The sequence below is a fragment of the Photorhabdus caribbeanensis genome (genome assembly GCF_018448885.1).
GTDB lineage: Bacteria > Pseudomonadota > Gammaproteobacteria > Enterobacterales > Enterobacteriaceae > Photorhabdus > Photorhabdus caribbeanensis.
In genome coordinates this window covers 20,620-37,672 of the sequence record NZ_RCWB01000006.1, presented here as the reverse complement: position 1 = coordinate 37,672, position 17,053 = coordinate 20,620, and the positions used below count along the sequence as shown (strand labels likewise).

At 42.5% G+C, this 17,053-nt stretch carries 7 protein-coding genes; 5 read left to right on the top strand and 2 right to left on the bottom strand.

Going from position 1 to position 17,053, the window contains the following annotated elements:
* Positions 1-255: 255 nt before the first annotated feature.
* Positions 256-2,454, bottom strand: a complete 2,199-nt coding sequence (gene priA, locus EAE90_RS06010) for a primosomal protein N' (protein ID WP_214052730.1) — start codon at positions 2,452-2,454, stop codon at positions 256-258.
* A gap of 209 nt (positions 2,455-2,663) precedes the next feature.
* Between priA and rpmE the strand changes: the two genes are divergently transcribed.
* Positions 2,664-2,879 (top strand): 50S ribosomal protein L31, encoded by a 216-nt coding sequence (gene rpmE, locus EAE90_RS06005; protein WP_214052729.1) that lies wholly within the window; start codon positions 2,664-2,666, stop codon positions 2,877-2,879.
* 130 nt (positions 2,880-3,009) lie between these two features.
* On the opposite strand, the gene metJ is transcribed toward rpmE, so the two are convergent.
* The gene (gene metJ, locus EAE90_RS06000) at positions 3,010-3,327 is read right to left on the bottom strand and encodes a met regulon transcriptional regulator MetJ (RefSeq protein WP_036780112.1); all 318 of its coding nucleotides are present in this window, start codon (positions 3,325-3,327) and stop codon (positions 3,010-3,012) included.
* Between the two features lie 287 nt (positions 3,328-3,614).
* On the opposite strand from metJ, the gene metB reads away from it, so the two are divergent.
* The 4 genes from metB (at position 3,615) to tcbA (ending at position 16,640) form a co-directional block, all read left to right on the top strand.
* Complete coding sequence (gene metB, locus EAE90_RS05995) at positions 3,615-4,775, top strand: cystathionine gamma-synthase (protein ID WP_214052728.1); 1,161 nt, start codon at positions 3,615-3,617, stop codon at positions 4,773-4,775.
* Between the two features lie 2 nt (positions 4,776-4,777).
* Positions 4,778-7,213 (top strand): bifunctional aspartate kinase/homoserine dehydrogenase II, encoded by a 2,436-nt coding sequence (locus EAE90_RS05990; protein ID WP_214052727.1) that lies wholly within the window; start codon positions 4,778-4,780, stop codon positions 7,211-7,213.
* Between the two features lie 381 nt (positions 7,214-7,594).
* Positions 7,595-8,479, top strand: coding sequence for a methylenetetrahydrofolate reductase (gene metF / locus EAE90_RS05985; RefSeq protein WP_214052726.1), 885 nt, complete (start codon positions 7,595-7,597; stop codon positions 8,477-8,479).
* Positions 8,480-9,122: 643 nt separating this feature from the next.
* Positions 9,123-16,640, top strand: a complete 7,518-nt coding sequence (gene tcbA, locus EAE90_RS05980) for an insecticidal toxin complex protein TcbA (protein ID WP_214052725.1) — start codon at positions 9,123-9,125, stop codon at positions 16,638-16,640.
* Positions 16,641-17,053 lie beyond the last annotated feature (413 nt).

Sequence of the window (17,053 nt, the reverse complement as noted above, 5' to 3'; positions counted from 1 at the left end):
ACTTTAAGAAAAGTAATGACATGCGGTTTAAGGTTATGACAATGTTATTAAGGGATCATTCTAAACAGTTTGGCAAATTCGTTTATTCCTTAGTTTGTAAAAAAGTGTGATATAAATCATTTATTCGATATGGCTCGCAAATTAGTGAATAATTTTTCATTGATTACTGATTGTCAGATGTGATTTTTGAAATAGTAAATAAGAGTATGTTTAATCTGCTCAGGTTATGTGTTTTAAAATAGAGGCAATTAATCACTAACTGTCTGTTGGATCAACATCAATATTCCATTTCACTTTTCGAGTTTGTGGCAAAGTTGTTATTTGTGGATAAACCATCGCCATGATTTTTTGTAAAAAAGTTCTGGATGGATGTTGAATTAATAGTTGCCAACGATAACGACCACCTCTTTTTGACTGTAACGCAGGAACCGGACCCATGATCCATAAATTATCATCCCGTAAAGGATGGTGTTCAAAAAGCAGGCGCGATTGCTGTAAAAAAGCAGATGCTTGCTGATTATCGTGATCTTCTGACCGTAAGATAATATGGCTGGTAAATGGCGGCAACAACACACTTTTACGCTCATCCATAGCTTGAATAGCGAAAGCATCATAACCTTTATTGAGCAAAATTTGCAGTAGTGGATGGTCAGGATGATGAGTTTGGAGAACCACTTCTCCTCGTTTACCCGCTCGACCAGCCCGACCAGAAACCTGTGTGTAAAGTTGTGCGAAACGTTCCGCTGCCCGAAAATCTGCTGAAAACAGGGCGCCATCAACATCGAGTAAAGCGACCAGTGTGACATCAGGAAAATGATGACCTTTTGCCAGCATTTGGGTGCCAATCAATATACGGGCATTTCCGGTGTGAATGTCAGCCAGTTGTTGTTCCAGTGTTCCTTTGCGGCTGGTGGTATCTCTGTCAATGCGGGTAATGGGTACATCAGGAAACAGGGCTGAAATACCGTCTTCAAGCTGTTCTGTGCCAAGGCCAACAGGTTGAAGATGGGTAGAACCGCATTGCGGGCATTGGCGGGGAACGGGGCGCTGGCTGTCACAATAATGGCAACGTAACTGACGATGGTATTGATGCAACGTGTAATAATGGTCACAGCGTTGACATTCTGCAATCCAGCCACATTCATGGCAGAGTAGCGCAGGCGAGTAACCGCGGCGGTTAAGGAAAAGTATGACCTGATTATTGGCTTGTAGATGTTCTTCAATACGCTTTATGAGTGGTTGAGATAACCCGACTTTGAGTGGTAAACCTTTTAAGTCCAACAGATGTTGAGTCGCTGGTTGTGCATGGCCTGCTCGTTTAGATAATGTTAGTGGGCGGTATTTGCCTTGTTGCACATTGTAAAGTGTTTCCAGTGCTGGAGTTGCAGAACCCATGATCACCGGGATATTCTCTTTTTTTGCTCTAAATACCGCTAAATCACGGGCATGATAACGCCAGCCCTCTTGTTGCTTATAAGAATTATCATGCTCTTCATCAATAATGATGATGCCAAGACAGGCGAAAGGGGTAAATAGGGCTGAACGTGTACCAATGACAATTGCGTTCTCACCCTGTTGCGCCCGTAGCCATACAGCAAGGCGTTCACTGTCATTCAGAGCTGAATGAAGAACATCAACCGGTGCGTTGAAACGTTCACGGAAACGACGGATGGTTTGTGGTGTCAGGCCAATTTCTGGTACAAGTATCAGCGCTTGTTTACCTTGTGCCAAAATATTCTCCAGCACACTGAGATAAACTTCTGTTTTACCTGATCCGGTGATGCCCGCCAGTAGCCAGGGAGAAAATTGCTGGTCTTCTGCACGGATAGCACCAACTGCTGTGGCTTGTTCGGTATTCAATTTCAGGCGTTCGCCGGTGACTTGGAAGTGATTTCGCCAGTTCTCAGATTCAGGTCGCACAGGGTATAAATCGATAAGTGACTTCTTTTTGAGCGACTGGAAAGCGCTTTCGCTCAGTTCTAGTTCTGTAATCTGGTGGCGATATATGGCTTTACGGCGTAGGGTTGCCAGTACCTGCTGTTGTTTTGGTGAGCGTTTCAGTTGAGCCAGCGGTAATTCAGCACCGGTTGGAGTAATTTGCCATTGCCATAGCGGGGTTGATTCTGCGGGTTTTCCCTGACGAAGTAGTACCGGCAATGCATGGAACAGGACTTCACCGATGGGGTAATGATAATAGCTGGATGCCCAGAGTAATAGTTGCCAAAGATTTTCTGGAAATAAGGAGTGAATATCGAGAATAGATTCTATGGTTTTCAGTTGTTCTGCTGGAATATCGCTGTTGTCAGCTATCCCGGTAACGATACCAATAGCTTTACGTTTACCAAAAGGGACTGTTACTCTCATCCCTGCAACGGGTAATTGACTCTCTGCGGGCAACAGATAGTCAAAAGAGCGGGTAAGAGGGACAGGCAGAGCAACCTGAACGACAACCATAAAATTATTCCGAACGATCAATAAATAAAGCAAAAGTTGTCTATAGGGTATCATAGACAATAAACGGATTTCATTGCGAGATAGGCAGATCTTCTGTATGATCCGCCGCCTTTGGTATGGAAGATACCAAACTCATTTTATCAACACGACGTGTGGTGTCTGGCGGCAACAGGGCTGGATAGCGACACGGCCTTAACAGAGGTTATCCCATGAAAAAAGGTATTCATCCTAAATATGAAGAAGTTACTGCAACTTGTTCTTGCGGTAATGTAATACAAATCAGATCTACCGTTGGTCACGCTCTGAACCTAGACGTGTGCGGCCAATGCCACCCATTCTATACGGGTAAACAACGTGATGTTGCTACTGGTGGTCGTGTTGATCGCTTCAAGAAACGTTTCAACGTTCCAGGTGTCAGCAAGTAATTGCAAAATTGCGCCTGTCCGTAATAACAGGCCAATTGATACTAACGCCCGGTGTTTTACATCGGGCGTTTTGCATTGTAGCCATATAAAAAACCCCCTGAATTTTGCAGGAGGTTTCGTTATGCCACTATCAATATTCCCAGGTATCAGGATCAATACCTAATTCCCGCATGATCTTTTTGGCAGCCTCTGGGATTTCATCATTACGCTCTTTGCGTAAATCAGCATCATCGGGCAGTGGTTGCCCAGTAAATGCGTGCAGGAATGCTTCACACAGCAACTCACTGTTGGTCGCGTGACGCAGGTTGTTTACCTGGCGACGGGTACGTTCGTCAGTAAGGATCCTCAACACTTTTAAAGGAATTGAAACTGTGATTTTCTTCACCTGTTCGCTTTTTTTGCCATGTTCAGCATAAGGGCTGACATATTCACCGTTCCACTCAGCCATGGGGTACCTTAAATAGTCGTAAAATCATAAAATTAAGCCAGATAACAGCACTAGCTTTCGTTGTGGCATATTGCCATTTTATCGTGATTTCCTTATCAATTATACAGTTATAGTATATGCGATAAACTAATGGCTATTAATAGATAAAGTAGCATTAGTTATGATGAATAATTATCCCATTGCTTAATCTAACCGTAAAGAGGTTTAGATGTCTAGATGTGTTGACGTCTATTGTGGTAGCGGATATTCTTCCCTGACTTAATTTATAACAGACAGTGGTAGCTGATATGACACGCAAACCGGCAACAATAGCAGTTCGCAATGGGCTGAATACTGATGAACAGTACGGCTGTGTTGTTCCGCCTATTTATCTTTCCAGCACATATAATTTTACAGATTTTAATCAGCCAAGGACGCATGATTATTCCCGCAGGAGTAATCCAGGCCGTGATATGGTGCAACGGGCGCTAGCTGAGTTGGAAGGGGGGGCGGGTGCTATCATGACCAGCAGTGGAATGTCAGCTATTCACCTGTTATGCACGGTTTTCCTTAGGCCCGGCGATCTGTTGGTTGCTCCTCATGACTGTTATGGCGGTAGCTACCGCTTGTTTGATAGCCTGAGTCAACGCGGTGCCTATGACGTGGCTTTTGTCGATCAGAGTGATGAACAGGCATTAAAGCAAGTCTTGTCCAAAAAACCAAAGTTGGTATTAATTGAAACGCCCAGTAATCCTTTATTACGTATTGTCGATATCGCCCATATATGCCAGCTTTCCCATGAGGTAGGTGCGACAGTTGTGGTTGATAACACTTTCCTGAGCCCTGTATTACAGAAGCCTTTGGCGTTGGGGGCAGATCTGGTTGTGCATTCCTGTACTAAATATCTTAACGGACATTCTGATGTGATTGCCGGGGCCATTATTGCAAAGGATGAAGAGGTTGCGACGGAACTCGCTTGGTGGGCGAATAATATTGGTGTAACCGGTGCCGCGTTTGATAGTTACCTGCTATTGCGTGGTATGCGTACTTTATCGCCACGGGTCTTGTTACAGCAAAAGAATGCATTGGAGATTGTCGATTATCTTCAACATCAACCGTTAGTGAAAAAACTTTTTTATCCGGCTTTGAAAGATCATCCAGGGCATGAAATTGCTTGTAAACAACAATTTGGTTTTGGAGCAATGATAAGCTTTGAGTTAGAGGGTAATGAACAGGCGATACGCTGTTTTTTGTCTGAGTTAAAGTTATTTACTTTGGCGGAATCATTGGGCGGAGTGGAAACCTTAATTTCCCATACGGCTACGATGACTCATGCTGGAATGTCAGCACAGGCAAGGGCGGAAGCGGGGATTACGGATTCACTATTGCGTGTTTCTGTGGGTATTGAAGATAGTCAGGATTTAATCGCTGATTTGGAAAATGCATTTCAAGCAGTAGTAAAGGAGTGACCATGAGTGCACTGGCAGTTGCAACGGCGGAAAATGGCCGCCAATTACATAAGTTTGGTGGAAGCAGTCTCGCGGATGTGAAGTGTTATCAACGGGTAGCCAAGATTATGGCTAATTACAGCCAACCCGGTGATTTAATGGTGGTATCCGCGGCAGGCAGCACGACTAACCAGTTAATTAACTGGCTTAAACTTAGCCAGAACGACCGTATTTCTGCCCACCAGGTACAGCAGGTTCTGCGCCGTTATCAGCAGGATTTGATTAGAGGTTTGCTACCTGAAACTGTTGCTGAAGAGTTGGTGAAGCGTTTTATTGCCGATCTTGAAAAATTAAGCGCATTACTGGATAAACCGGTTAGTGATGTGACTTACGCAGAAGTGGTGGGACACGGAGAGATCTGGTCCGCACGTTTGATGTCAGCCGTGCTTGAAGATCAGGGTATTCCTAGCTCTTGGGTGGATGCTCGCCAGTTTTTACGCGCAGAGCGAGCGGCTCAACCGCAAATTGATGTTGCACTTTCTCAACCATTACTAAATCAATTAATAGCGCAAAACCCAAATAAGCGACTGGTTGTGACCGGTTTTATTTCCAGTAATCATGATGGAGAAACGGTTTTATTGGGGCGGAATGGTAGTGACTATTCTGCAACTCAAGTCGGGGCTTTGGCAGGGGCGAGACGGGTAACTATCTGGAGTGATGTTGCTGGTGTTTACAGTGCTGATCCGAGAAAAGTTAAAGATGCCTGTTTGTTACCGCTATTGCGTTTGGATGAAGCCAGCGAACTTGCCCGTCTTGCCGCACCTGTGCTGCATGCCCGTACCTTACAGCCTGTTTCCATCAGTGATATTGATTTGCTATTACGTTGCAGTTACCAGCCGGAGCAGGGTTCAACGCGTATTGAAAGAGTTTTAGCTTCTGGAACTGGCGCAAAAATTGTTACTAGCCATGATGATGTTTGCTTGATTGAGTTGTATGTAGCCGCTCATCATGATTTTAAACAGATATACAAAGACATTGATCTGTTGTTAAAACGAGAACAAATTCGTCCGTTGGCAACAGGTATCCATCTAGACTGTAATTTGATTCAGCTCTGTTACACTTCCGAAGTGGTGAATAGTGCGCTGGGTGTGTTAGAAGATGCTGCGCTTCCGGGGAGACTTTCCCTGAAAGAAGGTCTGGCGCTGGTGGCATTGGTTGGGGCTGGTGTATGCAAGAACCCATTACATTGCCACCGTTTTTATCAGCAACTTAAAGATCAGCCGGTAGAGTTTATCTGGCATGCGGAGGATGGTATTAGCCTTGTCGCTGTGCTGAGAACCAATCAGACTGAACATGTGATTCAGGGGCTGCATCAGAGTTTGTTCCGTGCTGAAAAGCGGATTGGCCTGATTTTGTTTGGTAAAGGGAATATCGGCTCCCGTTGGTTGGAATTATTCGCTCGTGAGCAGAAAAATATTTCGGCTCGCAGTGATTTTGAATTTATTCTAGCTGGTGTGGTGGATAGTCGTCGGAGCTTACTTGACTATCAAGGGATTGATGCTAGTCGAGCATTAGCTTTTTTTGATGATGAAGCGATAGAATATGATGTTGATGCATTATTTCTGTGGATGCGAGCGCACCCTTATGACGATCTGGTGATCTTGGATGTGACCGCCAGTGAAGAACTTGCTCGATGTTACAGAGATTTCGCCAGCTATGGTTTCCATGTTATCAGTGCCAATAAAATTGCGGGTGCTTCCAGTAGCAGTGACTATCGTCTCATTCGCGACGCATTTGCCAAAACAGGTCGCCATTGGTTTTACAATGCAACAGTCGGCGCTGGCTTACCTATCAATCATACCGTGAGGGACTTACGGGAGAGTGGTGATACCATTTTGTCTATTAGCGGCATTTTCTCCGGTACATTATCTTGGTTGTTTCTGCAATTTGATGGTTCAGTACCATTTAGTGATTTAGTCGAACAGGCATGGCAACAGGGATTGACAGAACCTGATCCGCGTATTGATCTGTCTGGTCAGGATGTGATGCGTAAATTGATTATCCTTGCCCGTGAAGCAGGGTATGAGATTGAGCCAGAGCAGGTGCGTGTTGAGTCACTGGTCCCGAAAGAAGCAGCATCAGGTACTATTGAACAGTTCTTTGATAATAGCGGTGCGATCAATGAGCAAATGGTGCAACGATTAGCCGCAGCGCAGGAAATGGGCATGGTGTTGCGTTATGTTGCTCGTTTTAATGCGAATGGTAAGGCGAAAGTGGGTGTTGAGGCGGTACGTCCTGATCACCCATTGGCTTCTTTGCTACCATGCGACAACGTGTTTGCGATTGAGAGCCGTTGGTATCGCGATAATCCGTTGGTGATCCGCGGGCCGGGGGCGGGTCGTGATGTGACAGCAGGAGCGATTCAGTCTGATCTTAACCGTTTGTCACAACGGCTTTAAACTTTGCGACAGCCTCGCATTTGGCGGGGTTTACAGCGGATTTTTCTAACCTTCACTGATTGATCAAATGTAATTTCCTTCGCTTGATATTTGAGGTACGAGAGGGTTGATGTCCTGAACAGGGCATCTTTCCTCATTGCTGCTTTAGGTATCGAGCGGCTAAGCCGATATGAACAAAGCCAAAGATTGCTCGATGAATTTTTTTCCGATTCAGGGTGAATATTCCTCACCGATTTAACTCAACTTTGTTGTTGACTAAAAAATGCCGATCCCTCATCTTATTTAGACGTCTAAACGTATAGGTGTTTAGAAGTGTAAAAAAGAATAACTGGCAAATTATTGAGATGGGAAATTATTCCGCTTGTTAACGAGGTGCAGGGTATGAGTTTTTTTCACGCAAATCAGCGAGAGGCGCTGAATCAGAATCTGGCTGAACTGGAAGGACAGATCCGGGTTTCATTTGAATTCTTTCCACCGCGTACAGCCGAGATGGAAAAAACCTTGTGGAAATCCATTAATCGCCTGAGCACCCTCAAGCCTAAATTTGTTTCCGTTACTTATGGCGCTAACTCTGGCGAGCGTGATCGTACCCATAGCATAATCAAGGGAATAAAAGAGAAAACTGGCCTTGAAGCGGCTCCGCACCTTACCTGTATTGATGCTAGCCGTGATGAGTTATGCGAAATTGCCCGTGATTATTGGAAAAATGGTATTCGCCATATTGTGGCTTTGCGGGGTGATTTACCGGAAAACGGTGAAAAACCCAAAATGTATGGGGCTGATCTGGTTGAATTACTTAAGAAAGAAGCTGATTTTGATATTTCCGTTGCTGCTTACCCTGAGGTTCATCCAGAAGCAAAAAGTTCTCAGGCTGATCTGATTAGTTTAAAACGAAAAATTGATGCGGGTGCGAACCGGGCTATTACCCAATTCTTCTTTGATGTGGAAAGTTACCTGCGTTTTCGTGACCGCTGTGTGGCTGCTGGGATTGATGTAGAAATCGTACCGGGAATTTTGCCGGTATCCAATTTCCGTCAGCTTAAACGTTTTGCTGTAATGACCAATGTGCGTATTCCTAGCTGGATGACCAGAATGTTTGATGGGTTGGATGATGATCCTGAAAGCGCTAATTTGGTTGGTGCTTCTATTGCAATGGATATGGTGAAGATTTTAAGCCGCGAAGGTGTGAAGGATTTTCATTTTTATACCTTAAATCGCGCGGAACTGAGTTATGCAATTTGTCATACTTTGGGTGTTCGTCCTTAATCGTTGGCTCTTACTAAGGAAATGCCTTGGTAAGAGCGTGTTTTTTTATCTGTTGCATTCTTACAAAGTATAAATTTTTATTTTCCATCTGGATAATTGAGGTTAATTTATTTTTGATATTTTATTTTATAAAGTTGAAGGAATGGAGGGATTAGAATAGCAATAAATAAAACTTTGTTATTAATTAAACTATTAAATATAAATTGTAGTAAATAATGACTCTGGTCATAACGTCTTTATAATATCTTTTACATGATTATCACTTTCTCAATTTCTTTATTAGAAATAAAATTAACTAATTATAACCGTCAGATTTATCATCTCGTATAAAATACTGCATCTTGGTAAAAATCAACAATTACCATATCATTTTTTAACATTCCAACGTAAAAAAATATGTTTGTGGCTTTACCTTCTGGGCTGATAAATATATTTCCTATGCCTGATATCATTATGTGGCATTTTGTCGTATTCACTATTTCATACCAACCAAATTAGAGGATGAATCAGCCCTATGGGTGTTTTCTGGCGATATTATTTCAATAATATTCGTCTGTGTTTTTGATCCCTAACCTGTTCATACTGCACATTTGCAGTCGGCTCTGTTTGCCTGCTGCAATAACACTATCAATGAGAAACAATTATGCAAAACTCACTATCAAGCACTATCGATACTATTTGTCAGAAACTGCAATTAACTTGTCCGGCGGAAATTGCTTTGTATCCTTTTGAGACTTTCCGGGAAAAAACTCGGGGAATGGTTAATTGGGGCGAAGCAAAACGGGTTTATGAAACTGCGCAAGCGGAACAGGATAGAAACCTACTTTATGAAAAACGTATTTTTGCCTATGCTAATCCGCTGCTGAAAAATGCTATTCGGTTGGGTGCTCGGCAAACATTGGGTTTTACACAAGGTTATAGTGATCTGTTTGGTAATCGTGCTGATAACTATGCTGCGCCAGGCTCGGTTGCATCGATGTTCTCACCGGCGGCTTATTTGACGGAATTATACCGTGAAGCTAAAAATTTGCATGACAGCAGTTCAATTTACTACCTGGATAAACGTCGCCCGGATTTAGCAAGCTTAATGCTCAGCCAGAAAAATATGGATGAAGAAATTTCAACGCTGGCTCTCTCTAATGAATTGTGCCTTGCCGGGATCGAAACAAAAACAGGAAAATCACAAGATGAAGTGATGGATATGTTGTCAACTTATCGTTTAAGTGGAGAGACACCTTATCATCACGCTTATGAAACTGTTCGTGAAATCGTTCATGAACGTGATCCAGGATTTCGTCATTTATCACAGGCACCCATTGTTGCTGCGAAGCTTGATTCAGTGACTTTATTGGGTATCAGCTCCCATATTTCGCCAGAACTGTATAACTTGCTGATTGAGGAGATCCCGGAAAAAGATGAAGCCAAGCTTGATGCGCTTTATAAAACAAACTTTGGCGATATTACCACTGCTCAGTTAATGTTCCCAAGTTATCTGGCCCGGTATTATGGCGTCTCACCGGAAGATATTGCCTATGTTACTACTTCATTATCACATGTTGGATATAGCAGTGATATTCTGGTTATTCCATTGGTCGATGGTGCGGGTAAGATGGAAGTGGTTCGTGTTACCCGAACACCATCGGATAATTATACCAGTCAGACGAATTATATTGAGCTGTATCCACAGGGTGGTGACAATTATCTGATTAAATATAATCTCAGCGATAGTTTTGGTTTAGATGATTTTTATCTGCAATATAAAGATGGCTCCGCTGGTTGGACAGAGATTGTCCATAATCCCCACCCTGATATGGTCATAAATCAGGAGTATGAATCACAAGCGACAATCAAACGTAGCGACTCTGGTAATATACTCAGTATAGGACTGCAAAGAGGTCCTACAGATGGTTATCATTTTGCCGCCGCCAATTTTAAAATTGACCAATACTCTCCGAAAGCTTTCCTGCTTAAGATGAATAAGGCTATTCGGTTGCTCAAAGCTACCGGCCTCTCTTTTGCTACTCTGGAGCGTATTGTTGATAGTGTTAATAACACCAAATCAATCACGGTTGAGGTATTAAACAAGGTTTATCGGGTAAAATTCTACATTGATCGTTATGGCATCAGTGAAGATATTGCCGCTATTTTGGCTAATATTAATATCTCTCAGCAAGCTGTTGTTAATCAGCTTAGCCAATTTGAGCAACTATTTAATAACCCTCCGCTCAATGGTATTCGTTATGAAATCAGTGAAGACAACTCCAAACATCTTCCTAATCCTGATCTGAATCTTAAACCAGACAGTACAGGTGATGATCAGCGCAAGGCTGTTTTAAAACGCGCGTTTCAGGTTAACGCCAGTGAGTTGTATCAGATGTTGTTGATCACTGATCGTAAAGAAAATGGTGTTATCAAAAATAACTTGGAGAATTTGTCTGATCTGTATTTGGTTAGTTTGTTGGCAGAGATTCATAACCTGACTATTGACGAGTTGAATACTCTGTTGGTGATTTGTGGCTATGGCGACACCAACATTTATCAGATTACCGACGATAATCTGGCCAAAATAGTAGAAACATTGTCGTGGATCACGCAATGGTTACAGGTCCAAAAATGGACAGTTACCGACCTGTTTCTAATGACCACGGCCACTTACAGCACTACTTTAACGCCAGAAATTAGCAACCTGACGGCTACCTTGTCTTCAACCCTACATGGCAAAGAGGGCTTGACTGGGGAGGGGTTGAAAAGAGCAATGGCGCCTTGCTTCACTTCGGCTTTGCATTTGACTTCTCAGGAAGTTGCGTATGACCTGCTGTTGTGGATAGACCAGATTCAACCGGCACAAATAACTGTTGATGGGTTTTGGAAAGAAGTGCAAACAGCACCAACCAGCTCGAAGGTGATTACTTTTGCTCAGGCGTTAGCACAATTGAGCCTGATCTATCGTCGTATTGGGTTAAGTGAAACGGAACTGTCATTGATCGTGACTCAATCTTCCTTGCTAGTAGCAGGCAAAAGCGTACTGGATCACGGCCTGTTAACCATGATGGCGCTGGAAGGTTTTCATACCTGGGTGAATGGGTTAGGGCAACATGCCTCTTTGATATTGGCGGCGTTGAAAGATGGAACCTTGACGGTTGCTGATGTAGCACAAGCCATGAATAAGGAGGCATCTCTCCTGCAAATGGCAGCTAATCAGGTGGAGGAGGGGCTAACAAAACTGACCAGTTGGACACAGATTGGCGCGATTCTGCAATGGCTACAGATGTCTTCGGTCTTAGCTGTTTCGCCACTGGATCTGGCAGGGATGATGGCCCTGAAATATGGAATAGATCATAACTATGCTGTCTGGCAAGCTGCGGCGGCTGCACTGATGGCTGATCATGCTAATCAGGCGCAGAAAAGACTGGATGAGACGTTCAGTAAGGCACTATGTAACTATTATATTAACGCTGTTATAGATAGTGCTGCTGGAGTACGCGACCGTGACGGGTTATATACTTATTTGTTGATTGATAATCAGGTTTCTGCCGATGTGATGACCTCACGTATCGCTGAGGCTATCGCCGGTATTCAACTGTACGTTAATCGAGCTTTAAATCGGGATGAAGGCCAGCTTGCATCGGACGTTAGTACCCGCCAATTCTTCACCGACTGGGAGCGCTACAATAAACGTTACAGCACCTGGGCTGGTGTCTCTGAACTAGTTTATTATCCAGAAAACTATGTTGATCCCACTCAGCGTATTGGGCAAACCAAAATGATGGATATGTTGTTGCAATCTATCAATCAGAGCCAGCTAAATGCGGATACGGTGGAAGATGCTTTCAAAACTTATTTGACCAGCTTTGAGCAGGTGGCAAATCTAAAAGTAATTAGTGCTTACCACGATAATGTGAATGTGGATCAAGGATTAACTTATTTTATCGGTATTGACCAAGCCGCTCCGGGTACGTATTACTGGCGTAGTGTCGATCACAGCAAATGTGAAAATGGCAAGTTTGCCGCTAATGCTTGGGGTGAGTGGAATAAAATTACCTGTGCTGTCAATCCCTGGAAAAATATTATCCGGCCGGTCGTTTATATGTCTCGTCTGTATTTACTATGGCTAGAGCAGCAAGCAAAGAAAAGTGATGATGGTAAAGACACGATTTATCAATATAACTTAAAACTGGCTCATATTCGTTACGACGGTAGTTGGAATACACCATTTACCTTTGATGTGACAGAAAAGGTAAAAAATTACACATCGAGTACTGATGCTGCTGAATCTTTAGGGTTGTATTGTACTGGTTATCAGGGAGAAGACACTCTGTTGGTTATGTTTTATTCAGTGCAGAATAGTTATAGTTCCTATACCGATAATAATGCGCCGGTCACTGGACTATATATTTTCGCTGATATGTCATCAGACAATATGACGAATGCACAAGCAACTAACTATTGGAATAACAGTTATCCGCAATTTGATACTGTGATGGTAGATTCTGATAGCGACAATAAGAAAATTATAACCAGAAGAGTTAATAACCGTTATGCTGAGGATTATGACATTCCTTCCTCTGTGACAAGTAATAGCAGTTATTCGTGGGGAGATTACAGTTTGACTATGCTCTATGGTGGTAGTGTTCCTAATATTACCTTTAAATCTGCCGCGGAGGATTTAAAATTATCTACCAATATGGCATTGAGTATTATTCATAATGGATATGAGGGAACTCGTCGAATACAATGTAATCTTATGAAGCAATACGCTGTATTAGGTGATAAATTTATAATTTATGATTCATCATTTAATTATGCAAATCGTTTTAATTTGGTGCCATTGTTTAAATTTGGAAAAGACGAGAATTCAGATGACAGTATTTGTATATATAATGAAAACTCTTCCTCCGAAGATAAGAAATGGTATTTTTCTTCAAAAGATGACAATAAAACAGCGGATTATAATGGTGGAACTCAATGTATAGATGCAGGAACCAGTAACAAAGATTTTTATTATAATCTCCAGGAGATTGATGTAATTAGTGCTTCTACTGGTGGATATTGGTCAAGTTATAAAATATCCAATCCGATTAAGATAAATACGGGTATTGACAGTGCTAAAGTAAAAATCACCGTAAAAGCGGGTGGTGACGATCAAATTTTTACTGCTGATAATGGTACTTATGTTCCTCAGCAGCCGGCACCCAGTTTTGAAGAGATGATTTATCAGTTTAATAATCTCACAATAGATTGTAAGAATTTAAATTTCATCGATAATCAGGCTCATATTGAAATTGATTTCACCGCTACGGCACAAGATGGTCGATCTTTGGGTTCAGAAACTTTTATTATCCCGGTAACTAAAAAAGTTCTCGGTATTGAGAATGTGATTACGTTATATAGCGAAAATAACGGTGTTCAATATATGCAAATTGGCGCATATCGTACCCGTTTGAATACCTTATTCGCTCAACAGTTGGTTAGCCGTGCTAATCGTGGCATTGATGCAGTACTCAGTATAGACACTCAGAATATTCAGGAACCGCAATTAGGGGCTGGCACATATGTGAAGCTTGTTCTGGATAAATATGATGAGGCCATTCATGGTACTAATAAAAGCTTCGCTATCGAATACACTGATATATTTAAAGATGGCGATAATTTTGTTATTTATCAGGGAGAATTAAGTGAAACTAGCCAAACCACTGTGGAAGTTTTTCTCCCCTATTTTATAGAAGCGTATGGAAATAAGAACCACTTGTGGGTACGTGCCAGATACCAAAAGGGAACGACTGATAAGATCTTATTTGATCGTACTAATGAGAAAGATCCACACGGTTGGTCTCTCAGCAACGATCATAAGACCTTTAGTGGCCTCTCTTCCGCACAGGCATTAAAGAACGATAGCGAGCCGATGGATTTCTCTGGCGCTAATGCTCTCTACTTCTGGGAACTGTTCTATTACACGCCGATGATGATGGCTCATCGTTTGTTGCAGGAACAGAATTTTGATGCAGCGAACCACTGGTTCCGTTATGTCTGGAGTCCGTCCGGTTATATCGTTAATGGTAAAATTGCTCCTTACTACTGGAACGTGCGACCGTTGGAAGAAGACACCAGTTGGAATGCACAACAACTGGATTCCACCGATCCGGATGCTGTTGCTCAGGATGATCCGATGCACTACAAAGTGGCTACCTTTATGGCGACTTTGGATCTGCTAATAGCCCGTGGTGATGCGGCTTATCGTCAGTTAGAACGTGATACGTTAGCTGAGGCTAAAATGTGGTATATACAGGCTCTTAACTTGTTGGGTGACGAGCCACAAGTGGCATTGAGTACGACTTGGTTTAATCCAACATTGGGCAATGCTGCTTCAAAAACCACACAGCAGATTCGTCATCAAGTACTTACTAAATTGCGTCTGAATAGCACGGTAAAAACCCCGTTGTTGGGAACAGCCAACACACTGACTGCCTTGTTCCTGCCGCAGGAAAATAGCAAGCTCAAAGGTTACTGGCGAACACTGGCGCAGCGCATGTTTAATTTACGTCATAATCTGTCAATTGACGGCCAGCCGCTCTCTTTGCCGCTGTATGCTAAACCGGCTGATCCAAAAGCTTTACTGAGTGCAGCGGTTTCTGCTTCTCAAGGGGGAGCTGACTTACCGAAGGCGCCGCTGACTATTCACCGTTTCCCACAAATGCTAGAAGGGGCACGGAGCTTGGTTAACCAGCTTATGCAGTTTGGTAGTTCACTACTGGGGTATAGTGAGCGCCAGGATGCGGAAGCCATGAGCCAACTACTGCAAACCCAGGCCAGTGAATTGATACTGACCAGTATTCGTATGCAGGACAACCAATTGGCAGAATTGGATTCGGAAAAAACCGCTTTGCAAGTCTCTTTAGTTGGAGCACAACAACGGTTTGACAGCTATAACCAATTGTACGAGGAAAACATCAACGCAGGTGAGCAACGGGCGCTGGTGTTACGTTCAGAATCTGCTATTGAATCTCAGGGAGCGCAGATTTCCCGTATGGCTGGCGCGGGTGTCGATATGGCGCCGAATATCTTCGGCTTGGCTGATGGCGGCATGCATTATGGCGCTATTGCCTATGCTATCGCTGACGGTATTGAGTTGAGTGCTTCTGCCAAGATGGTTGATGCGGAGAAAGTTGCTCAGTCGGAGATATATCGCCGTCGCCGTCAAGAATGGAAAATTCAGCGTGACAACTCACAGGCGGAGATTAATCAGTTAAACGCGCAGCTGGAGTCACTGTCTATTCGTCGTGAGGCCGCTGAAATGCAAAAAGAGTACCTGAAAACCCAACAAACTCAGGCACAGGCACAACTCACCTTCTTGCAAAGCAAATTCAGTAATCAAGCGTTATATAGTTGGTTACGAGGGCGTTTATCAGGTATTTATTTCCAGTTCTATGACTTGGCCGTATCACGTTGCCTGATGGCAGAGCAATCCTATCAATGGGAAGCGAATGATAATTCCATTAGCTTTGTTAAACCGGGGGTATGGCAAGGAACTTACGCTGGCTTATTGTGTGGAGAAGCTTTGATCCAAAATCTGGCACAGATGGAAGAGGCATATCTGAAATGGGAATCTCGTGCTTTAGAAGTGGAACGCACTGTTTCATTGGCGGCCGTTTATGATTCACTGGCGGGGAGTGATCGTTTTAATCTGGCAGAACAAATACCTGCATTACTGGATAAGGGGAATGGAACAGCAGGAACCAAAGATAATGGGTTGTCATTGATTGACGCTATTCTATCAGCTTCGGTCAAATTGTCCGACTTGAAACTGGGAACAGATTATCCAGACAGTATCGTTGGTAGCAATAAGGTTCGTCGTATCAAGCAAATCAGTGTTTCGCTACCTGCATTGGTAGGGCCTTATCAGGATGTTCAGGCTATGCTCAGTTATGGTGGCAGTACTCAGTTGCCGAAAGGCTGCTCAGCATTGGCTGTATCTCATGGTACTAATGATAGCGGTCAGTTCCAGTTGGATTTCAATGACGGCAAATACCTGCCATTTGAAGGTATTGCTCTTGATGATCAAGGTACACTGAATATTCAATTCCCGAATGCTACTGACAAGCAGAAAGTAATATTGCAAACCATGAGCGATATTATTTTGCATATTCGTTATACAATTCGCTAATTAATTTAGCGATTATATAATACAGGCTCTCCTTTAGGAGAGCTTGATAGAAGCAATTTATGAGATATTTATAGAAGGTGAATTTTTAAATTAATCTGAGTTTTTCTATATTATTTAAGTTTAATTTACATGATTTTTGGTTTATATTTACTTATTTACTTATTTACTTATTTACTTATTTACTTATTTACTTATTTACTTATTTACTTATTTACTTATTTACTTATTTACTTATTTACTTATTTACTTATTTACTTATTTACTTATTTACTTATTTACTTATTTACTTATTTACTTATTTACTTATTTACTTATTTGCTTATTTGCTTATTTGCTTATTTGCTTATTTGCTTATTTGCTTATTTGCTTATTTGCTTATTTGCTTATTTGCTTAATAAGTATGGAGTGCCAAA